Source organism: Synoicihabitans lomoniglobus, from assembly GCF_029023725.1.
GTDB classification, from domain to species: Bacteria; Verrucomicrobiota; Verrucomicrobiia; order Opitutales; family Opitutaceae; genus Actomonas; species Actomonas lomonigloba.
Map to the genome: position 1 here is coordinate 4,104,077 of NZ_CP119075.1, position 17,666 is coordinate 4,121,742.

General features: G+C 62.7%; 16 protein-coding genes. 10 read left to right on the forward strand and 6 right to left on the reverse strand.

Features of this window, described 5'->3' with window-relative positions; translation table 11 throughout:
* Positions 1 to 11: 11 nt before the first annotated feature.
* From PXH66_RS15850 to rpmH, 5 genes are all read right to left on the reverse strand, one after another.
* Positions 12 to 770, reverse strand: a complete 759-nt coding sequence (locus PXH66_RS15850) for a YebC/PmpR family DNA-binding transcriptional regulator (RefSeq protein ID WP_330930517.1) — start codon at positions 768 to 770, stop codon at positions 12 to 14.
* A gap of 66 nt (positions 771 to 836) precedes the next feature.
* The gene (gene yidC, locus PXH66_RS15855; protein WP_330930518.1) at positions 837 to 2,639 is read right to left on the reverse strand and encodes a membrane protein insertase YidC; all 1,803 of its coding nucleotides are present in this window, start codon (positions 2,637 to 2,639) and stop codon (positions 837 to 839) included.
* Positions 2,640 to 2,678: 39 nt separating this feature from the next.
* Complete coding sequence (gene yidD, locus PXH66_RS15860; RefSeq protein WP_330930519.1) at positions 2,679 to 3,011, reverse strand: membrane protein insertion efficiency factor YidD; 333 nt, start codon at positions 3,009 to 3,011, stop codon at positions 2,679 to 2,681.
* A complete protein-coding gene (rnpA, locus tag PXH66_RS15865) occupies positions 3,011 to 3,388 on the reverse strand; it encodes a ribonuclease P protein component (protein ID WP_330930520.1) in 378 nt (125 codons plus the stop codon). The genes yidD and rnpA overlap by 1 nt, the downstream gene beginning before the upstream one ends.
* 34 nt (positions 3,389 to 3,422) lie before the next feature.
* Positions 3,423 to 3,566, reverse strand: a complete 144-nt coding sequence (gene rpmH, locus PXH66_RS15870; RefSeq protein WP_330930521.1) for a 50S ribosomal protein L34 — start codon at positions 3,564 to 3,566, stop codon at positions 3,423 to 3,425.
* 97 nt (positions 3,567 to 3,663) lie between these two features.
* On the opposite strand from rpmH, the gene PXH66_RS15875 reads away from it, so the two are divergent.
* The 10 genes from PXH66_RS15875 (at position 3,664) to PXH66_RS15920 (ending at position 16,140) form a co-directional block, all read left to right on the forward strand.
* On the forward strand, positions 3,664 to 5,034 hold the full coding sequence (locus PXH66_RS15875) for a M20/M25/M40 family metallo-hydrolase (RefSeq protein WP_330930522.1): 1,371 nt from the start codon (positions 3,664 to 3,666) through the stop codon (positions 5,032 to 5,034).
* Between the two features lie 67 nt (positions 5,035 to 5,101).
* Positions 5,102 to 6,304, forward strand: a complete 1,203-nt coding sequence (gene metX, locus PXH66_RS15880; RefSeq protein ID WP_330930523.1) for a homoserine O-acetyltransferase MetX — start codon at positions 5,102 to 5,104, stop codon at positions 6,302 to 6,304.
* 37 nt (positions 6,305 to 6,341) lie between these two features.
* Positions 6,342 to 6,947, forward strand: coding sequence for a methionine biosynthesis protein MetW (locus tag PXH66_RS15885; protein ID WP_330930524.1), 606 nt, complete (start codon positions 6,342 to 6,344; stop codon positions 6,945 to 6,947).
* Positions 6,948 to 7,351: 404 nt separating this feature from the next.
* Complete coding sequence (locus PXH66_RS15890) at positions 7,352 to 7,693, forward strand: PadR family transcriptional regulator (RefSeq protein ID WP_330930525.1); 342 nt, start codon at positions 7,352 to 7,354, stop codon at positions 7,691 to 7,693.
* Positions 7,693 to 10,344, forward strand: a complete 2,652-nt coding sequence (locus PXH66_RS15895; RefSeq protein WP_330930526.1) for an ABC transporter permease — start codon at positions 7,693 to 7,695, stop codon at positions 10,342 to 10,344. The genes PXH66_RS15890 and PXH66_RS15895 overlap by 1 nt, the downstream gene beginning before the upstream one ends.
* A 218-nt stretch (positions 10,345 to 10,562) precedes the next feature.
* On the forward strand, positions 10,563 to 11,042 hold the full coding sequence (locus PXH66_RS15900; protein WP_330930527.1) for a hypothetical protein: 480 nt from the start codon (positions 10,563 to 10,565) through the stop codon (positions 11,040 to 11,042).
* Positions 11,043 to 11,209: 167 nt separating this feature from the next.
* Positions 11,210 to 12,892 (forward strand): DUF255 domain-containing protein, encoded by a 1,683-nt coding sequence (locus tag PXH66_RS15905; protein WP_330930528.1) that lies wholly within the window; start codon positions 11,210 to 11,212, stop codon positions 12,890 to 12,892.
* Positions 12,893 to 12,923: 31 nt separating this feature from the next.
* The gene (locus PXH66_RS15910) at positions 12,924 to 13,478 is read left to right on the forward strand and encodes a DUF4256 domain-containing protein (RefSeq protein WP_330930529.1); all 555 of its coding nucleotides are present in this window, start codon (positions 12,924 to 12,926) and stop codon (positions 13,476 to 13,478) included.
* Between the two features lie 120 nt (positions 13,479 to 13,598).
* Positions 13,599 to 14,855, forward strand: coding sequence for a hypothetical protein (locus tag PXH66_RS15915; protein ID WP_330930530.1), 1,257 nt, complete (start codon positions 13,599 to 13,601; stop codon positions 14,853 to 14,855).
* Between the two features lie 10 nt (positions 14,856 to 14,865).
* On the forward strand, positions 14,866 to 16,140 hold the full coding sequence (locus PXH66_RS15920) for a hypothetical protein (RefSeq protein WP_330930531.1): 1,275 nt from the start codon (positions 14,866 to 14,868) through the stop codon (positions 16,138 to 16,140).
* Here the strand turns inward: PXH66_RS15920 and PXH66_RS15925 are convergent.
* Positions 16,123 to 17,442, reverse strand: a complete 1,320-nt coding sequence (locus tag PXH66_RS15925; RefSeq protein ID WP_330930532.1) for an FG-GAP repeat domain-containing protein — start codon at positions 17,440 to 17,442, stop codon at positions 16,123 to 16,125. The genes PXH66_RS15920 and PXH66_RS15925 overlap by 18 nt on opposite strands.
* Positions 17,443 to 17,666 lie beyond the last annotated feature (224 nt).

Sequence of the window (17,666 nt, forward strand, 5' to 3'; positions counted from 1 at the left end):
GCCGCGTCGGTTTACTCTTCCGCGTCGAGTTCGGCAGCGATCTCGGCGGAATACTCTTCGTTGGAGAAGATTTGCTGCACGTCGTCGTTGTTATCCAGCGCGTCGTGGAGCTTGCGCACGGAACGGGCGGTGGAGATGTCATCGATCGGGGCCGGCGTGGTCGCGATGTAGGCGAGTTCGGCGCTGGCCGGGGTGATGCCCGCTTCGTCGAGAGCGTGGGACAGGTGATCGAATTCGGCGATTTCGCAGCGGACTTCGTAGCCGTCGTCACTGGTGATCACGTCGTCGGCGCCGGCTTCGAGAGCGATTTCCATGAGTCCGTCCTCATCGATGGCGTCCTTGGCAATGAGGAACTGGCCCACGTGGATGAATTGAAACGCGACCGCCCCGGATTGCGCGAGGTTGCCACCGTGTTTGGAGAGAATGGACCGCACGTCCTGGGAAGTGCGGGTCTTGTTGTCGGTCGTGCATTTGATCACGAACGCCACGCCGCCCGGCCCGTAGCCCTCATACATGTTGTCCTCGTAAGAAACGCCCGGCAGTTCGCCGGTGCCCTTTTTGATGGCGCGCTCGACGTTGTCGGACGGCATGTTCTCCGCCTTGGCCTTGAGCACGATCGTGCGCAGGCGGGTGTTCGCCGCCGGGTCACCGCCGCCGGCTTTGGCGGCGAGAGTGAGGTCGCGGGAAATGCGGCTGAAAATCTTGCCGCGCTTGGCGTCGTTGGCGCCCTTGGCGCGCTTGATGGTGGACCACTTGCTATGACCTGACATGGGGATTGTTCCTTTCGAGGTGGCTGGGGACGGGGATACCGGGGAGGAGGACGCGCGGGTCGCGCGTTATTTCTTCTTACGGGCGATTTTCTTCTTGGGATTCCACGCCGAGGATTTCACGGGCTCGGTCGGGTTCACCACCGCACCGTCATCCTTGGTCGTCTTGTTGACGATGATCTGCTGGGCGATCGTGAAGAGCCCGTTGACCGTGGAGTAAAGCGCGAGGGCCGCGGCGAAGTTGTAACAGATCAACGTGAAGACGATCGGCATGAACTTCATCATCTGCGCCTGCGCATTGTCGGTTGTCGGCGTCGGCGTGAGTTTCATCTGGTAGATCATGGTCGCGCCCATGAGTAGCGGCATGATGTTGATCGGAAGGCCAAAGATGCGCGCCACCGTATCGGGAGCCGAAAGATCGGTCACCCAGAGGAAGCCCTGGAAACGCAGCTCGGCCGTGCCCTGCAACATGGCGAAGAACGCCACGAACAACGGCATCGTAATGAGAATCGGGATACAACCGCCCATGGGGTTGACCTTGTTCTCTTTGAAAATCTTGAGCGTCGCTTCATTGAGCTTCTGCGGCTGGTCCTTGAACTTTTCGCGCACCTCTTTCATCAGCGGCTGGAGCTTGGCCATCTTCTTGGCCGAGCGAGAAGCCGCCAGGGTGAAGGGCAAGGTGACGAGCTTGAGGAGCAGCGTCATGAGGATGATCGCCACGCCCCAGTTGCCGATCCAACGCTCGATCGTAACCATCGTAAGGTTGAGGATCGGGCCGACCACGCCGGAGAGGAAGATCTTCGAGAAAAAGTAAGGGGCAAACTGCATGACCTCCGACTGCTTGTTCTCGAAATCGCGCAGACGGTCGTATTCCTTCGGACCCACGTAGAGATCGCCGCCCAACGCCGCGACTTGGTCGCCGGCCACGGCGGGAACCGTGTAGTTGAGCACACCGGTGATGCCCTCGTTGGCGCGGGTGCTGCCCGGGAACGGTGGCAACTCCACGCGGCGCGTCGTCGTGCTGAATCCGGGCGTGTCGCCGGTGTAGACGCTCACGAAAAACTGGTTCTTCACGGCCGCCCACACCGCTTCGCCCCCCTTGGTGAGCGAGGACTTGGAGGCACCGTCCTTCAACCCGATGGCGGCCAGAAAACCGCCGCCTTTCAATTCGCCGGGTTTGGTCAGCGTTTCGTCTTCGCCGTCCCACGACATGACGTTGAGGAACTGGCCGTAATCATTGGGCGATACGAGGGACGAGGTGCCCAGGCTCAAGCCCGCGTTCATCGACGGAGAGCCTTTGCCGGACAAATCGCGCATCGCCGTATCATGGCGGATCAAATACGGATCGGAACCCTCCGCACCGGTGCCGAGGGAGTAGCGACGAGTGACCTCAAGGCGCCCTTCGAGAACCGCCCGGTAGACCACCTCCGAGTTGGTGGCACTAACGAGCTTGAATGCCGTCTTGGGACCGATGCCCGGCACGTTGGTGATGGCGAGGATCGGCTCGACACGCGGGTGATTGAAAACAAACGGCAGACTGGAATCGACGGCGTCGGTGTAATGCTTGAAGGCAACGTCACCAATGGCGCCGCCAAAGTTGGTGAAACTCACGCGCACGAAATCGTTTTCCAAGATCGTGAGGACTTCGTTGGCATTTTCACCCGCCAACGCGGCGAACTCCGCATCGGCCGGCGAGGACGTCATGGAGGACTCCGTCGGGGCCGCTTGATTCGTCGCCGTCGGCAACGGGGCCTGGACCGGGACGACTTCGGGCGCGGGCGGGGCCGGCGGGGCGAAGCGCTGGCCATAGAAAAAGACGCCAAACGCCGCGACGAGCAGCAGGATGCCGATGACAGTATTCTTTTTATCCATGCAGAAAAGGGATCAACAAAACGAGGAGTGGCCGCCGGTTCAGCGGGCCGAAAGTGGGGGGCCCACGCGTTCGCACACCGGGCGCGTCGAACGGACGGGCGGCACCGGATCGAATCCGCCCGGGTGCAGCGGGGTGCATTTGAGTAAACGCCAAATCGCCAAGGCCGTGCCGCGCACCGCGCCATGCGTGCGCACCGCGCCGGCCGCGTAATGCGAACAGGTCGGGTGAAAGCGGCAACCGCAGTTGGGTCCAAACACGATCGGCAACACCGGTGAGAGGGTCAGCTGATACAGACGGATGAGTCCCAGCAGCCCGCGCGCGGGCAGCGCGACGACGGTCTGGACGATTTTGGACTCAATTACAGCGGACATCAGATGGAACGAGCGGGAAACAAATCCGCGCAAGCCTTCAGAAACTTCCGTTCGATCTCGGCATACTCAAGCCGATTGAGCGAACGCCGGGCTTGCAGAATCAAATCCATGTCCATCGGCACGAGGGACTGGTGGTGACGAAACACCTCTCGCAGCCGTCGTTTAGCGCGATTGCGAGCCACCGCGTTGCCCACAGCGGCTTTGGAAGCAACAAATCCCGCGCGGGGACCCGTCGGCGCGGGGGGCGTGCCTTCGCTCGGCGCAGGGCGGTGGGCCGCCCACAAAACAAAACCGCCGCAATGATAGCGGCGGCCTGAGGCGCGCACCTTGGCGAATTCCGCGGGCCGTCGCAGGTGCGATTCGGCTCGGAAGCGCATGGTGCTTCGTTAGTTAAATCGGCTGGCCGAAAAATTAGCAAGCAGCCACGGTCAGACGCTTGCGGCCTTTGCGGCGGCGGGCGTTAATGACGGCGCGGCCACCGCGGGTGGCCATGCGGGCGCGGAAGCCAATCTTGCGAAAGCGCTTTTTGCGGTGTGGGCGGAAGGTCGGTTGCATCGTTGTGAATCGTTAAAAGGGTCGACTGAAGTGCCGGACCACTCCGCCACTGTCAAGGCGCGTTTGACTCCAAAGTTTCAACGCGTGTGCTGGCGGCATGCGAATCACCCCGTTTTCAGCTCTGCTCGGTGGACTTTTGGTCACGTCGTGCCCGGCGACCGAACCGGATTCCCGTCTTGATCCGGACATCGAGTTCATGGTGCGACATATTTCACCCGCCCGCTTGAAAACCGACGTCTACACCCTCGCCGGGTTCCACACCCGCCACACTTTGAGTGAAACGGAGAGCGATACGCGCGGCATCGGCGCGGCCCGACGGTGGATAAAGGCGGAATTCAAGAAAATTTCCGCCGACACCGGAGGCCGCCTGCAGGTCGCTTTTGATCGTTTCCAACAACCACCGACTCCGCCACGCCTCCCGGCCGGAGCCGAGATCGTCAACGTCGTGGCCACCCTGCCCGGCTCACAGCCGGAATCCGTCAACCGTATCTACGTGGTCAGCGGCCACTACGACTCGCGTTCGCTGGGCATCATGGACACCGCCACCTACGCCCCCGGGGCGAACGATGACGGCTCCGGCACCGTCGCCGTGCTTGAACTCGCCCGCGCCATGGCTGGACACACCTTCGACGCCACCATCGTCTTCATGGCCGTCGCCTCCGAGGAACAGGGTCTCAATGGCGCCCGCCACTGGGCCGATACCGCCAAAGCCGCCGACCGCCACATCGCCGGCATGTTCACCAACGACATCATCGGCAACACGCTCGACGAAGACGGCAAACGCGATGCTTCCCACGTCCGCCTCTTCGCCAGCGGCGTGCCCACCGACAATCCCATGTCCGCCGAGGTGCTCGCGCAGATCCGCACCGGCGGCGAAAACGACTTCCCCACCCGCCAGCTCGCCCGCCACATCAAGGAAGTCGGCGAGCGCTACGTCGATGACTTCGAGGTCCGCATTGTCTACCGTCTTGACCGCTATCTCCGCGGGGGCGACCACGCGCCGTTCGTCGCCGCAGGTTACCCGGCCGTGCGCTTCACCGAGCCCAAGGAATACTTTGCCCATCAACATCAGGACGTGCGCGTCGAGGACGGCATCCAATTCGGCGACCTGCCCGAATTCGTCGATGCCGACTACGTCGCCCAAGTCGCCCGCGTCAACGCCGCCGCCCTCGCCACCCTCGCCCGCGCCCCCGCCGCGCCCACCGGCGTGCAAATAGAAGCGGTCGCCCTGACCAACGATTCCACCCTGCGCTGGGACCGTGGACCCGAGCCCGATCTCGCCGGCTACCGCATCGTTTGGCGCGAAACGACGTCCGCGTTCTGGGAGCATCACGCTTGGGCCGGCGATGTGACGCGCTTCACGATAGCGGATGTTTCCAAGGACAATGTCATCTTCGGTGTGCAAGCCGTCGATGTTGACGGCCACGCCAGCCCGGCCGTTTACCCGACACCATGGCGCGGGCGGTGAACGCTTGCGAACCACTTCAGACTTCTTACTTCGAACATCCTCCTTCTTACTCCGCCTCCCCTCTTAAATGAACGACGCCGCGCTCGACGAATTTGAAGCCGCCCACGCCGAACCCGGCGAGGTCGGGGTCGTCGTGCCGCAGGACTACGTCTCCGACGAGCCATTCACCTTCGACTGCGGGCGCACGATCCCGGGTTTCACCATCCGCTACGAAACCTATGGCCGCCTCAACGCCACCGGCACCAACGCGATTCTGGTGTGCCACGCACTGTCCGGTGATCACCACTGCGCCGGCATTCACCACCTCACCGATCGCAAAGTCGGCTGGTGGAACAACATCATCGGTCCCGGCAAGGCCCTCGACACCAACCATTATTTCGTCGCCTGCGCCAACGTCATTGGCGGCTGCCAGGGCTCGACCGGACCGCTCTCCACCGACCCCGAGACAGGACGGCCCTACGGCATCAATTTCCCCATTGTCACCATCAACGACATGGTGCGCGCCCAGGAACGCTGGTTGCGCGCGCTTGGCGTGACCCAGCTCCACGCCGCCATGGGCGGCTCCATGGGCGGTATGCAAGTGCTGCAATTTGGCATCACCTTCCCCGGTTTCGTCAAACGCATGATCGCGATGGCCACCACCGCCCGCGAAAGCGCGCAAGCCATCGCTTTCAACGAAGTCGGCCGCCAAGCCATCCTCCAGGACCCCGACTGGGCCGACGGCAACTACGCCACCGGCGGCGGCCCCAAAGTCGGCCTCGCGATCGCCCGCATGATGGCGCACATCACCTATCTCAGCGACGCCTCCATGGCGCGCAAGTTCGGCCGCCGCACCGTCGCCGAACGCCCCCGCTCGGGCGCAGCCGCCGCCACCGTGCCCACCGCCGGAGCAACCGACACCGAAAGCCACGCCTTTGACGCCCAATTCGAAGTCGAGAGCTACCTGCGATATCAGGGGAAAAGCTTCATCAACCGCTTCGACGCCAACTCCTATCTCTACATTACGCGCGCCCTCGACCAATTCGACCTCGCCGCAGGATCGGATTCGCTCGAAGCCGCCTTCGCCCCTCTGGAAGCCCGCAGCCTCGTAGTCGGATTCACCAGCGACTGGTTGTTCACGCCCGAACAAAATCGCGCCATCGCCATGGCTCTGCTGCGCGCCGGCAAAAACGCCAGCTACGCTGAACTCACCACGGACCTCGGCCACGACTCGTTCCTGCTCGAATCCCCCCAACTCTACGACCTCGTCCGCGACTTTCTCACCAGTTGAACCGCTGATTACTGACCCACTCCATCTGAGTTAAACCGTGTCCCTTCGCTCTCACAAACGCACCGTTGATCTGCAAGTCATCACCGACTGGGTGACGACCTCCTCGCGCGTGCTCGATCTCGGCTGCGGCCGCGGCGTATTGCTGCAGGAGCTCGCCCAACAAAAGCGCACGCGTGGCATCGGCGTGGATCTCGAAGTCGATAAAATCTCCGCCTGCGTGAAGCGCGGACTCTCCGCCTACCAAGGCGACATGATGGCCTTCATGGAATCGTTCGACGACGGTCACTTCGATCACGTCATCTGTTCGCGAACCTTGGAAGAAGTCGACGAACCCGCCCGGGTCATCGCCGAAGCGCTGCGCGTCGGCCGCAGCTTCACGATCGGCTTTGCCAACCACGGTTTTTGGAAGAACCGCCTCGACGCACTCTTCCTCGGCCGCAAACCGCGCAACGACGTTTATCAAACGAGCTGGGGCGAAAGCCGCCCGGCCAACCCGCTCACGATCGCGGACTTCGAGGATTTTTGCCGCAACCACGGCTACCGCATCACCAAGCGGGTGCACTTGCGGGGCGATTGGAAAACCCCCAACCGCCTCTTCCCCAACCTCTGCGCCGGCTACGCCCTCTACGAGCTGACCCACTGAACCAGAGGTCAGCAGGGTCCAAGAAATCACCACAAGCAGGAGCCACGCTCGCGCGCGATACCCGCAGTGAGTGGTCACGAATTGAAAAGTCATCCCGTGCCAATTCAACTCCTTCACGCGGCCTGACTCAATAGCCACCCGTCTTCGCCTCTTTTCAGTTTATACCGGAAAATTCGCGTTCATCGGCGAAACCTGCGAATGGTTTCCCATGACGAAAGCGCCTGCGAGCAGGCGGCCTACACCGGGAGGCATGGTGGCGGAGGCCGCGCGAGAGCTCGGCGTTCCCAGGAGTCGGACGGCCGTAAACTTACATGCTCACCGGACTTCCCTTGATGGCTTGATGTCGACATCCGACAATAATGGACTTGCTTGTTGTCGAATGCCGACACTATGACGGAAGCACCATGGCAAATCTTCGGAATGACCTGCTGCAAGGCACCCTCGACCTCTTGATTTTGCAGATCCTCTCCCATGCGACGCTGCATGGCTGGGACATCGCCAAACGCATGGCCGTGCTCTCGCAGGACCGCCTCACTTTAAAACAAGGTTCACTCTACCCGGCGCTGCATCGCCTCGAAGCCAAGGGATGGATCGCGCCGGAATGGGGCGTCTCGGAGGCTGGCCGCAGTGCCAAATTCTACAAACTCACGCGCACCGGTCGCCGTCAGTTGGAAGCCGAGCGCGCTAATTGGGATGCATTCGTCGTCGCCATGGCCAGCGTGCTCAAAGCGGAGAAAGACGCCTAATGCTGGCCGAACTCTTTGCCTTTCTGCGCACCACCTTGCGGCGGTGGTTTCTGCGCGACCGACAGGAGACCGCGTTGCGGGACGAGCTGGCGTTTCATCGCGAACAACTCGTCTCGCAATACCGCGAGGAGGGCATGACACCGGCGGAGGCCGAACACGCCGCCGCCAAAGAATTCGGCGCGTTCGCCGATGCCTACGTGGAGGAAAGTCGCGACACGTGGCGGCCTTCGTGGATTCGCGCCGTTGGCCATGATTTACGGTTCGCGACGCGGTCCATGATGCGGTCGCCCAGTTTTTCGTTGTTGGCCGTCGTCACGCTTGCGCTGGGCATCGGAGCCTGCACCACGATGTTCAGCGTGATCCAGTCGACGGTGCGTTCGGCGTTGCCGGTCGAGGATCAGGATCGATTGGTCTTCTTTTGGGAGGACAATCTCGAGCTCGGGATTGATCAATTCTCCCAGTCGATCCCCAACTTCGTCGACTATCGCGATCGTTTGACGTCGTTTGAATCATTGATCGGCACGAATGGCGGAAACGTCAGCTTGGCTCTCGAAACCGGGGCGGCCATGCATGCTCGCGCTGTCGCCATCAGCGCTGGTTTCAGCCGGGCGTTCGGCTGGCCTCTGCTCCGCGGGCGGGATTTTCTGTCGGCCGAGGACGCGCCGGGCGGTCCGGCGGTGGCAATCATCAGCGAGCGCGTCTGGCGGGAACAATTCAACGGACGTGAAAACGTGATCGGTGCCACCGTGCTGATCGACCGCGAGCCGCATCAAGTCGTCGGCGTGGTCGGCCGCCAAGCCGACCTGTTGGGTGACACGGATGTCTGGCGACCGCTGCGCCCCGATCCCACCCGGGTGTCGCGGGACGATCACTGGGTGACCGTGATCGGAAAACTGAAGACCGGGGTCGCAATCGACCAGGCCGAAGCCGAAATCGATGCGGTCGCAGCGACGCTGCGTGCTGAGTATCCGGATACGATGAAGGGCTGGGGCGCCCACCTCGAAACTCTGACCGACCAGATCATTCCGCCAGCGTGGCGAGACAGCCTGAATCTGCTTTTCGCCGCCGTAGGGCTGCTGTTGCTGATCGCCTGCGCCAATGTCGCCAACTTGCTGCTGTCGCGGGCGTTGATCCGCGAGAACGAGATCGCAATTCGCATTTCCCTCGGTGCGACGCGGGGCCAGATCGTCCGCCAATTGCTGTGCGAAACGCTCGTGCTCGCCGCCGCAGGCACCGCGGTGGGACTGTTGTTGACCTATTGGGGCCTCGACGCGCTGCGCACCTTCGCGCCGACCGATTTACCACGCATCGACACCATCGCACTGAGCACGCCGTCCTTCGTTTTTGCCGCCCTCACCTGCCTGGGCACGACATTGGTCGCGGGTTTGCTGCCTGCTTTGAAAGGAACCGGCGGCAAGCGTCCCCCCGGCCAAGGCATGGCGGTTAAAACCATTGGCGGCTCGAAGCACCGCAATCGTCTGCGCGACCTCCTCGTGATGATCCAGGTGGCCCTTTCCTTGGCGTTGCTGGTCGGCGCGGGGCTGCTCATTCGCAGCTTCGGTCAACTGAGCCAGGAGAGTCCCGGTTTCGATGCGGACAACGTGCTGACGTTTTCCATCGGTCTCGACGAGGCGACGTATGGTGATCCTTCCGCCAAGCAGGCGTTCTATCGTCGGGTCGGCGAGGAGCTGCGCGCCTTGCCCGGCGTGGAGGCAGTCGCCCAGACCAGCGGCCTGCCTTTTGGCGACGGCGGGACGAGTTTAAATCTTTTCCCGGCCGAGGCGGCCGCCTTGTCACTGGAGGAGTCCGTGCAATCGTCCTGGCGCATCGTCGATGCCAACTACTTTGCGGTGTTGCGGATTCCGCTGGTCGAAGGCCGCGCGTTTGATGACCGCGACACCAATTGGGATACCCCCGTCATCATGCTCAGCCGCCGACTGGCGGAACAGTTTTGGCCCGGTGAAAGCGCGTTGGGTAAGCGGGTAAACCCCGGGGGCGGCGACAACCTCTACACCGTGATCGGTGTCGTGGAAGATATCCGCCTCTATGATTTATCCGGTGTGACCGAGCGACCGCAGATGTATTTCCCGCTCACCCTGTGGGCGGGATGGCGCTACCAGTCCTTTGCCGTGCGCACCTCGCTCCCGCCGGAATCGTTGGCGTCCTCCGTCCGCGAAACCATGCGACGCATCGACCCGGCCCAGCCAATTTACGCCCTCGACACGTTGGCCGCCATGGCCCGCCGCGACCTGCGTCTGCCGAATTTGAGCGCTTGGTTGCTGAGTATCTTTGCCGGCGTCGCGCTGCTGTTAGCGACCGTGGGCATCTACGCGGTCATGAGCACTTCGGTCGCGCAACGCACCCGGGAAATCGGGGTGCGCATGGCGTTGGGCGCCGCCCCCATGACGGTGCATCGCATGATCCTGCGTCATGGCATCCAGCTCGTGGGTTCGGGCGTGCTGATCGGCATCGTCCTGTCGGCAGCGGCGGGCAAGGTGCTCGAATCGGTGCTGTTCAACACCACCGCCTTTGAGATCCCGGTCTTGGGGGCCGCGGCCGCGACCCTGTTGATCACCGCTTTGCTGGCCGTGTTTCAACCTGCGCGACGCGCCACTCGCATCGAGCCCATCGTGGCGCTGCGTGCGGAGTAATTGGCCGAACCACGCTACTTCGCCCCCGGGTCGAGGGACAAGGCCGGTCGACCGGACACCGGCTTGCCTGCCGGGAGGAAGCGAGATTGCCCGATACGGCCGGGACAATTGTCGGGGGCGTTCAGCTTTTCTTGATCCGGCTCCTTCCTCTCGTAGTTTCAACAAAACCAACGCCTCAGCAAAGGACCTCCCGCTCACATTATCTTCCAACCACGACCATGGCATTGTTTTGCGAAATACTCCCATCGCATCGTTTCGTTTACGCGATTGGCGATGGCAGTGTAAACTTCGAGGACCTGATGGCACATTTCGAAGCCCTGGCCGGTGATTCGCGCTATCAGGCCCCCATGGTCAAACTCGTGCGCTATCTAAGCCCCAACGTCGTCAATCTCAACGCCACCGAAACGCGCACGCTCGCCCGGCGAAAAAGTAACTTCCAGGAAAAATTTGCGGGGGAGCGGTGCGCCGTGGTGGCACTGAGCGATTTGGACTTTGGCATCGCGCGATCGCACGAGGGCTACAAGGACAATGACGGCATTGAATTCTACGCCTTTCGAAACGTCCCCGCGGCTTTGCAGTGGTTGCAGATCGATCCGACCGACGAGGTCTTCGCCACCTGGTTTGAAGAAATCGAGCATCGGATCCAAACCGGCCGGATCGAGTGGCACCATCCGCCCGCCCCGCCCTCCGATTCCTGAACCCCGGCAACTGGCGGCGGAGCGGGAGCGTTTCGCCCCTGTAAACTTCCCTTGGAGCCGATTAACCGGCACCTCTGCCGTGGGTTGTTGGCTTGAACCGAGACCGGGAGTCAGGCCCCATGTTCTCCGATTTCGTTAGTTCCCCTTGCCGCATCCCCCCCCTTCGCATGCCCAAAGCCCGTTCGTTGTTCGCCCCTTTACTCCTCCTCTGCTTCGCCCTCACGTGCACGGCGGAGATCCCCTGGCTTGATTCCGTCGACGCCGGCCAAGCCGCCGCCGCGAAACGGGACCTGCCGCTTTACATCGCCGTCAGCGACCCGCTCAACGAACTCGATGGCGCGATGCATCGCCAGACGTTTGCCAACGCCGAAGTCGCGGCGTTTCTGCAGGCCAATTTTGTCTGCGTGCTCGTCAATCGCGACGCCGCTCCGGGTCTCGCTGCCTACGGTCAACAATGGCTCGCGGCGGATCAAAAAATCGCGGGCTGGCCACTCAATCTTTGGTTTACTCCCGAGCTCCAACCCATCGAGGGCGCGAGCTACCTGCCACCCACCGAAGAGTGGGGTCGCGAAGGCTTCATGGTCGTCGCCGGCCGGGTGGCCGAACGCTGGACCGCGGACGCGGGAGCCGTCCGTCGAGGCGCGGAAAATACCCAGCGCCTCATCGCCGACTACCTGCCCTTTGCCGCTGAACCGGTGGACGACTTGGCGGACGCCCTCCGGCTCGCCGCCGAAGACTGGATCGCCATCGCGCAACCCGAGACCGGCACATTTGGAGACGCGCCCCATCGCCTGGAACCAGAGTTGATCCGTTTCCTGATCGCCCGCGGCGGCGAAACCCGCGCGGTCGCCCTCGCGGCGTTGCGCACCCGTCTCACCAGCGCACTGCGCGACCCACTCGACGGCGGATTCTACCGCGCCACCGCCGACGGTGCCGGCGGCATTCCCGTTTTCCAAAAACGCCTCACCGATCAAGCCCGCATCGCTTTGGCGTGCCTCGACGCAGCGGCCGTCGATGACGACCCCCTCTTCGCCGCCGGTGCGCGCAGCGCGCTGCAATATGTGATCAACCGCCTCAGTCCGAGCGACGGCACCTTCTACATCGGCGACGATGCCACCGAGTCGAGCGCGACCGCCGGGCAGACGTGGAGCTGGACCGAACTCGTCGACTTGGTGGGCGAGGATTTTGCCGCGCAACTCGGGGCCAAACCGGACGGCAATGTCAATGCCGACGAAGACCTCGAAGGGCTGCACGCCGGACGCAACATCCTGCGCGCCTCCCCACTCGCTCTGCCCGCCCGAGCCACCTTCGAGTCCCGCTCGAAACTCATCAGCGCTCGAGCCGCCCGCGCCCAGACTGTGGTCAAAACGATCGCCACCGCCGGTGCGCACGGCCTCATGTTGCACGCCATGCAACGAGCGGGCGATGAGCTGCAAGATCTCGATTTCGGCGCCTACGCGATTGCCATCCAAGCCACCCTCAAACGCGACTTCGGCGTCGGCACGGAATTCTTCTCCCGCATCGCGCGGACCGAGATCGCGCCCACCCCCGAAGATTATGTGCTCGTGGCGCTGGGCATGAACGACGCCGCCCTCGCTGCCCGCGCCGACCAACTTTTCTTCGACGACGAATTTGCCCTCTACTACGCGACCGCCGACGAAGTGCTGGGCACGCGACCGGTTTGGTGGCAACCAACCAGCGGTGATTTGCCCGCCCCGTCGGTCTGGCGGCTCCTGCTCGACCACGCCCCCGCGGGTCTCGCCGCCGAGGTGGCCGCCCCGTTCGACAATCCCGATGTCCCGCCGCCGGGGGCAGTGCTCCTCGCGTTGCAACACACACTCACCGAGTAAGCGTCCCGCCCGGGTCGGTGCCTCCTCCAGCATGAAACCGCTCTCCTCCGCTCACCGTGCGACGCTGCTCGCCGCGCTGAAGGATCGTTTTCATCGGCACATGTCGCGCCATGAAGGCATCGTCTGGGCCGATGTCGCCGCGCGACTGGAGGCGCAGCCGGACAAACTGTGGTCAATCCATCAGATGGAAACCACCGGCGGCGAACCCGACGTGATCAGCGCGGCCGATACCGCAGGCGAATACCGATTTGTGGACTGTTCGCCGCAAAGCCCCGCCGGGCGCGTCGGCTACTGCTACGACCGCGAAGCACTCGATTCCCGCAAAGCGCACAAACCGAAAAACTCCGTCATGGAGGTGGCGACCGCCATGGGCGTAAACTTGCTTTCGGAGACGCAATACCGGGCGCTGCAACGACTCGGGGAATTCGATACGAAGTCGTCGAGTTGGATCGAGACTCCGGCCGACATTCGAAAACTCGGCGGTGCGCTGTTCGGCGATCGCCGCTTCGGCCATGTCTTCGTGTATCACAACGGCGCTCAATCCTACTACAGTGGGCGGGGGTTTCGCGCGGCGCTGGTGGTTTAGTTCCCGTCCAGCGGACGCGGGATAATCCGAGCGCAAGCCGCACGAAGAAATTACGGGTATCAGCGGGACGGATGAAACATCCGCCCGCAACGATCCGTCTATGCCTGCAACTTCCCGTCGATGACCACCTCATTGCCGATCCGGGGCGGTGCATCCCCCTGCCGCTCGTTTCCTGCGCCCTCCCGGGAAGGCGGAGCCGTGAAGTCCCGGCGCGGATCGCTGCTCATCGCGTTGGGTCTGAGCCTCGGCAGCCCGACCACGTTGATGGTCAACGCCGCCCTGCCCGCCCTGTCCGCCGACGCCCCCCGGGCGCAAGGGGCGTTGGAGCTTCGTCGGATCGAGCTGATGCCGCCGCGGGCCACTGTGGAAGCCTACGTGGATGCGTTTTCGACCCGAACCTGGCACATCGGGATCGCCACCCGCGGAGCCGCCATGGGCATGTTCCTGGGAATCGAATTGCGCCCGGACCTCCAACAGGAACTGTTCGATCCATCGAGCTGGCGACCGGACGAAATCCGGGGTGGTTTCATCGTCACTCCCAGCCCCCGACTGCTCACGCACATGACGGCGGCGGAACGCGCCGAATGCTATCAACTGCTGGCGCAGTGGCCGGCCAACAAACCCGAACGGTGGCCGTTGGTTGTGCCCGACGAGGCCGGATTCAATCGGCTGGAGCAGGCGGGCGTTCCCCGCGATCTCGTGCGTCGCGCCCGGGAATTGAGCTTCGCGTTTGCCGGTGGGTTCGCCCTCAGCGATTTCTCCGTGCTGGCGACGGAATTTCCGGATCGCACGATACTGGCGCACTTCCTCGAGGAGGTTTCGAAAGTGACGACGGTCCTGCCGCGACTGAATCTTCAACACGTCCGTTCCCTCTCCGATACGCTGGCCTATTGGACGGTCGATCATCGCAACACCGCCGCGCTGCCTTTGCTCGAAGCCTTGATCGAGGCAGACACCGGCCGGGGCATCGAGTTGAGTGCCATCCTGCCGGGCACGGTGCGGGTGCTGCTCTTCAATCTTTCGCCCCTCGAAATCCACCGCGACATCTCGACGACGAGTTACGTCATGGCAGCCAGCGTCGCCGCGCCCGGATACCGGTTCAGTCGATCCGAGCAGTTCCTGCCGTGGTTTCAGCAAAACTTCCCACCCGTGGCCGGACCTCCGAAGTTTGGCGACGTCCTCGTGATGAGCGACGACACGGAATACCCACTGCCCTTCGCCTGCGCGTTCGTGGCCGACGATCTCGTTTTCACGCGCGATCCGGTGGGGCTCGGCGTGTGGCGATTCATGCGCATCGCCGAACTCGTCGGCCGCAACCCCCACTTTGCCGGACGGACCATTGTCACGCATCGGCGCACAGGAGAGTCCCTCCCCTGATCTTGGAGCCATGCCTCTCGAACTTCACATGCATAGGTTTCGCCGGGCGCTCGCGGCGGCGATCATCATCGGAAGTGGGGTGACGGGCCCAGCGTTCGCCCAACCCTCCGAGTTGATTCCCCACCCCGACATCGAGGACCGCATCGTCAACGCCGCCCTGGAGCATACCGGGGCACCCGGTCCCTGGGGCACACTGCGCACCACCCGCCGTCGCCTCGTCGTTCCCGCCGCCACCCTCGCGACCATCAAACTACCTGAGACCGGAGTGTGGGGATTCTCGGGCGTCACTTGGGCGGAGATCGATGCACAATGGCAACGCGCCCCGCTGACCACCGCCGAACGAAAAATCCTGACCGATCCTGCGATCCGCCGCGACGATGATCCCTCCGGAATTCTGCTGCTCGATGTCCCTCCCGACCTGCGTTGGTCACTCAGCCCGACCGCACGCACCTTTATCTACGACTGGCTGGCGACATTTGACATCAATCAAGTCCACGTCTGGCCATTCGTGCTCCCGGCGACCGACGTCATCGAACGGGCGCAACTGTCTCCCCGACTGCGGGACGGAATCGATCGTTTGGCCTACGAACGCGCCAACCGCCGATGCCTGGCCGATCCCGATTTGCTGGTGAGTTTGGCGTGGTCGGCGGAAGAGCTCCAAAGCCTCAAGCGCCTGTTGTGCTACGCCTACACCTTGACCGTCGAGCTCCTGCGCGACAGCGCCGTGGGCCGACCTGACGTGATCGACTACTGGTCGCAGGCCCCGGCCGATTCTACCCCGACATGGTGGCATGCGCTGGAACGCTCGCCCGAGTTGGAGTCGATCGACATTGCTCATTTTCTGCCGACCCTCCCGCAGTCGCTGCTCAACACCTTTCCCGACGGCAAACACTGCCCCATCGACGCCAATTGTTTTTGGATCTCATTGAATTTTTTCCGACGGGAAACCAACGACCTCCTCCTGCCCTACGCGCATGACAACGACCAAAGTGCCGAGGAAGCGGCGGCCGAGCTCACCCGCTACTATGATCAAGTCGAGGCGCCGTATCGATTCGGTGATGTCCTGAGTTTCACGGTGACGACGAACGCGACGACGGAGCTGGCCCACATGGTGGTGTATCTCGCCGACGACATCGTTCTCACCAAAAACGGTGCCGGCCACATGAGCCCCTTCATTCTGGCGCGCTTGGAGGATGTCGCCCGGGACTACGCGGGAGCGCGCGCGCTCCACGTGCAGGGTCACCGGCCCCGTCCGGGCTCCCCCGCGCTACCGGCCCGGCGATGATCCCTCGCTGTGCTCGGGCGCGACCGTGGTCCGCCAAGCCATCACCCGACTCATGCGGTCCCACGGTGGATAGGCATGGAAGCCCCCACTGATGATCACCGGAGGCGCGTCCGCACCATCCAGGTGCGCCGTCGTGAGCGTCATCAAATGGGTGGGCTCGCGCGCCAACACCTGCGGGGTAAAATTGAACGCACCATCGTTGATGAACGCCATCAATGCCACGGCCTCGGGACGGCTCCATTCGTTGAACCCACTGCAGGCAACGACATCGAGCGCGCCGTCGCCATTCAGATCAATCGCGACCGGACTGTAGGCTCCGGGCAAATCGCCGATGCGATGAAACCGGAAGAAACCATCGCCCCGGTTTTCCAACCACTGCACGCCGTGCCAGGCGCGCGATCCCGGTTCGGCGTAGTCGAAACCATCGCCGTTGCTGTAAAGCACATCGGGCCGGCCGTCACGGTTCATATCCACCAGGCGGATACCACTGCTGCCGAAGTCCTCGTTGGTGGAGGCGAAGATCACCTTGCGGGAAAAATCGCCGTGGCCGCGGTTGCTGAACAGGTAAACCTCCTCCCATTGCTGGGCGACCACCGCGACAATATCCGGGGTGCGATCACCATCCATGTCGGCGATCTCGACATTGATCGCGCCGGACAAACTCAACAAAAGATGGCGATCGAACCGTCCATCGCCCCGGTTCTCCATCCAGGTCACTTCGCCCTGATCGTAGCCAAACTGGGCCACCGCCAGGTCCATGCGACCATCACCGTTGAGGTCCGCCGCCCGCACATCGGTAACGCGGGCGATGTGATCGGCGATGACGCGGGGAGTAAAGGTTTGCGTCCCGTCATTCTCCAGCACCACGACCGAGCCGATGCGGTCGTTGTTGGGAAACACCTCGCCCATGCACGCCACCACGATGTCGAGGTCGCCATCGCCATCGAGGTCAACCACCGTGGTGTGCACCGGCGCCGGAACAGATTCCGCGAGCGTGATTTCCTCAAAACCGCCGGTGGCGGTCGGGCGAATCCAGCTGATGCGATTCTCCCGCGATTCGCATACCAACAAGTCATCTCGGCCATCTTGATCGAGATCGCTGGTCAACACGTGGGCGATCCACGGTTTGCCCTCGAGCGCTGCCCCCAACGGCGTCCTGGTCGCGGTTAAACCCACCGTATCCGTCGGCGGCACCTCAGCCGTGCGCCGCACCGTCGGCGGTTCGCGCCCACAACCCGCCAGCAATATCAGCCAGGCCATCCCGCTCCACGTCAGCGCGACGGACTTTTTTCGAAAGATCAAGCGGCTCGACATCGGGTCGCAGCCATTGCCCGCCGAAGGGAGGGGGTCAATTAGCAACTTGTCCTCGCTAAAACGTTGATGAGGAGCTACTCAAATACTCATCCGTTAAACACTCTTAATTGCAATTGTGTGGCTATTAATGCGTGTAAATAGCCACTTTTTCTAATTTTCATGAGATATTCATACTATCGAATGAGCTATTTTGCGGTTATTTACTCTAACGT

Excerpts from the sequence above, each read along its gene's own strand:
- PXH66_RS15900 (WP_330930527.1), top strand. The coding sequence starts at position 10,563 with ATGGCATTGTTTTGCGAAATACTCCCATCGCATCGTTTCGTTTACGCG.
- PXH66_RS15915 (WP_330930530.1), top strand. The coding sequence starts at position 13,599 with ATGACCACCTCATTGCCGATCCGGGGCGGTGCATCCCCCTGCCGCTCG.
- PXH66_RS15850 (WP_330930517.1), bottom strand. The coding sequence starts at position 770 with ATGTCAGGTCATAGCAAGTGGTCCACCATCAAGCGCGCCAAGGGCGCC.
- rnpA (WP_330930520.1), bottom strand. The coding sequence starts at position 3,388 with ATGCGCTTCCGAGCCGAATCGCACCTGCGACGGCCCGCGGAATTCGCC.
- yidC (WP_330930518.1), bottom strand. The coding sequence starts at position 2,639 with ATGGATAAAAAGAATACTGTCATCGGCATCCTGCTGCTCGTCGCGGCG.
- PXH66_RS15920 (WP_330930531.1), top strand. The coding sequence starts at position 14,866 with ATGCCTCTCGAACTTCACATGCATAGGTTTCGCCGGGCGCTCGCGGCG.
- PXH66_RS15890 (WP_330930525.1), top strand. The coding sequence starts at position 7,352 with ATGGCAAATCTTCGGAATGACCTGCTGCAAGGCACCCTCGACCTCTTG.
- PXH66_RS15895 (WP_330930526.1), top strand. The coding sequence starts at position 7,693 with ATGCTGGCCGAACTCTTTGCCTTTCTGCGCACCACCTTGCGGCGGTGG.
- metX (WP_330930523.1), top strand. The coding sequence starts at position 5,102 with ATGAACGACGCCGCGCTCGACGAATTTGAAGCCGCCCACGCCGAACCC.
- rpmH (WP_330930521.1), bottom strand. The coding sequence starts at position 3,566 with ATGCAACCGACCTTCCGCCCACACCGCAAAAAGCGCTTTCGCAAGATT.
- PXH66_RS15875 (WP_330930522.1), top strand. The coding sequence starts at position 3,664 with ATGCGAATCACCCCGTTTTCAGCTCTGCTCGGTGGACTTTTGGTCACG.
- PXH66_RS15905 (WP_330930528.1), top strand. The coding sequence starts at position 11,210 with ATGCCCAAAGCCCGTTCGTTGTTCGCCCCTTTACTCCTCCTCTGCTTC.
- yidD (WP_330930519.1), bottom strand. The coding sequence starts at position 3,011 with ATGTCCGCTGTAATTGAGTCCAAAATCGTCCAGACCGTCGTCGCGCTG.
- PXH66_RS15910 (WP_330930529.1), top strand. The coding sequence starts at position 12,924 with ATGAAACCGCTCTCCTCCGCTCACCGTGCGACGCTGCTCGCCGCGCTG.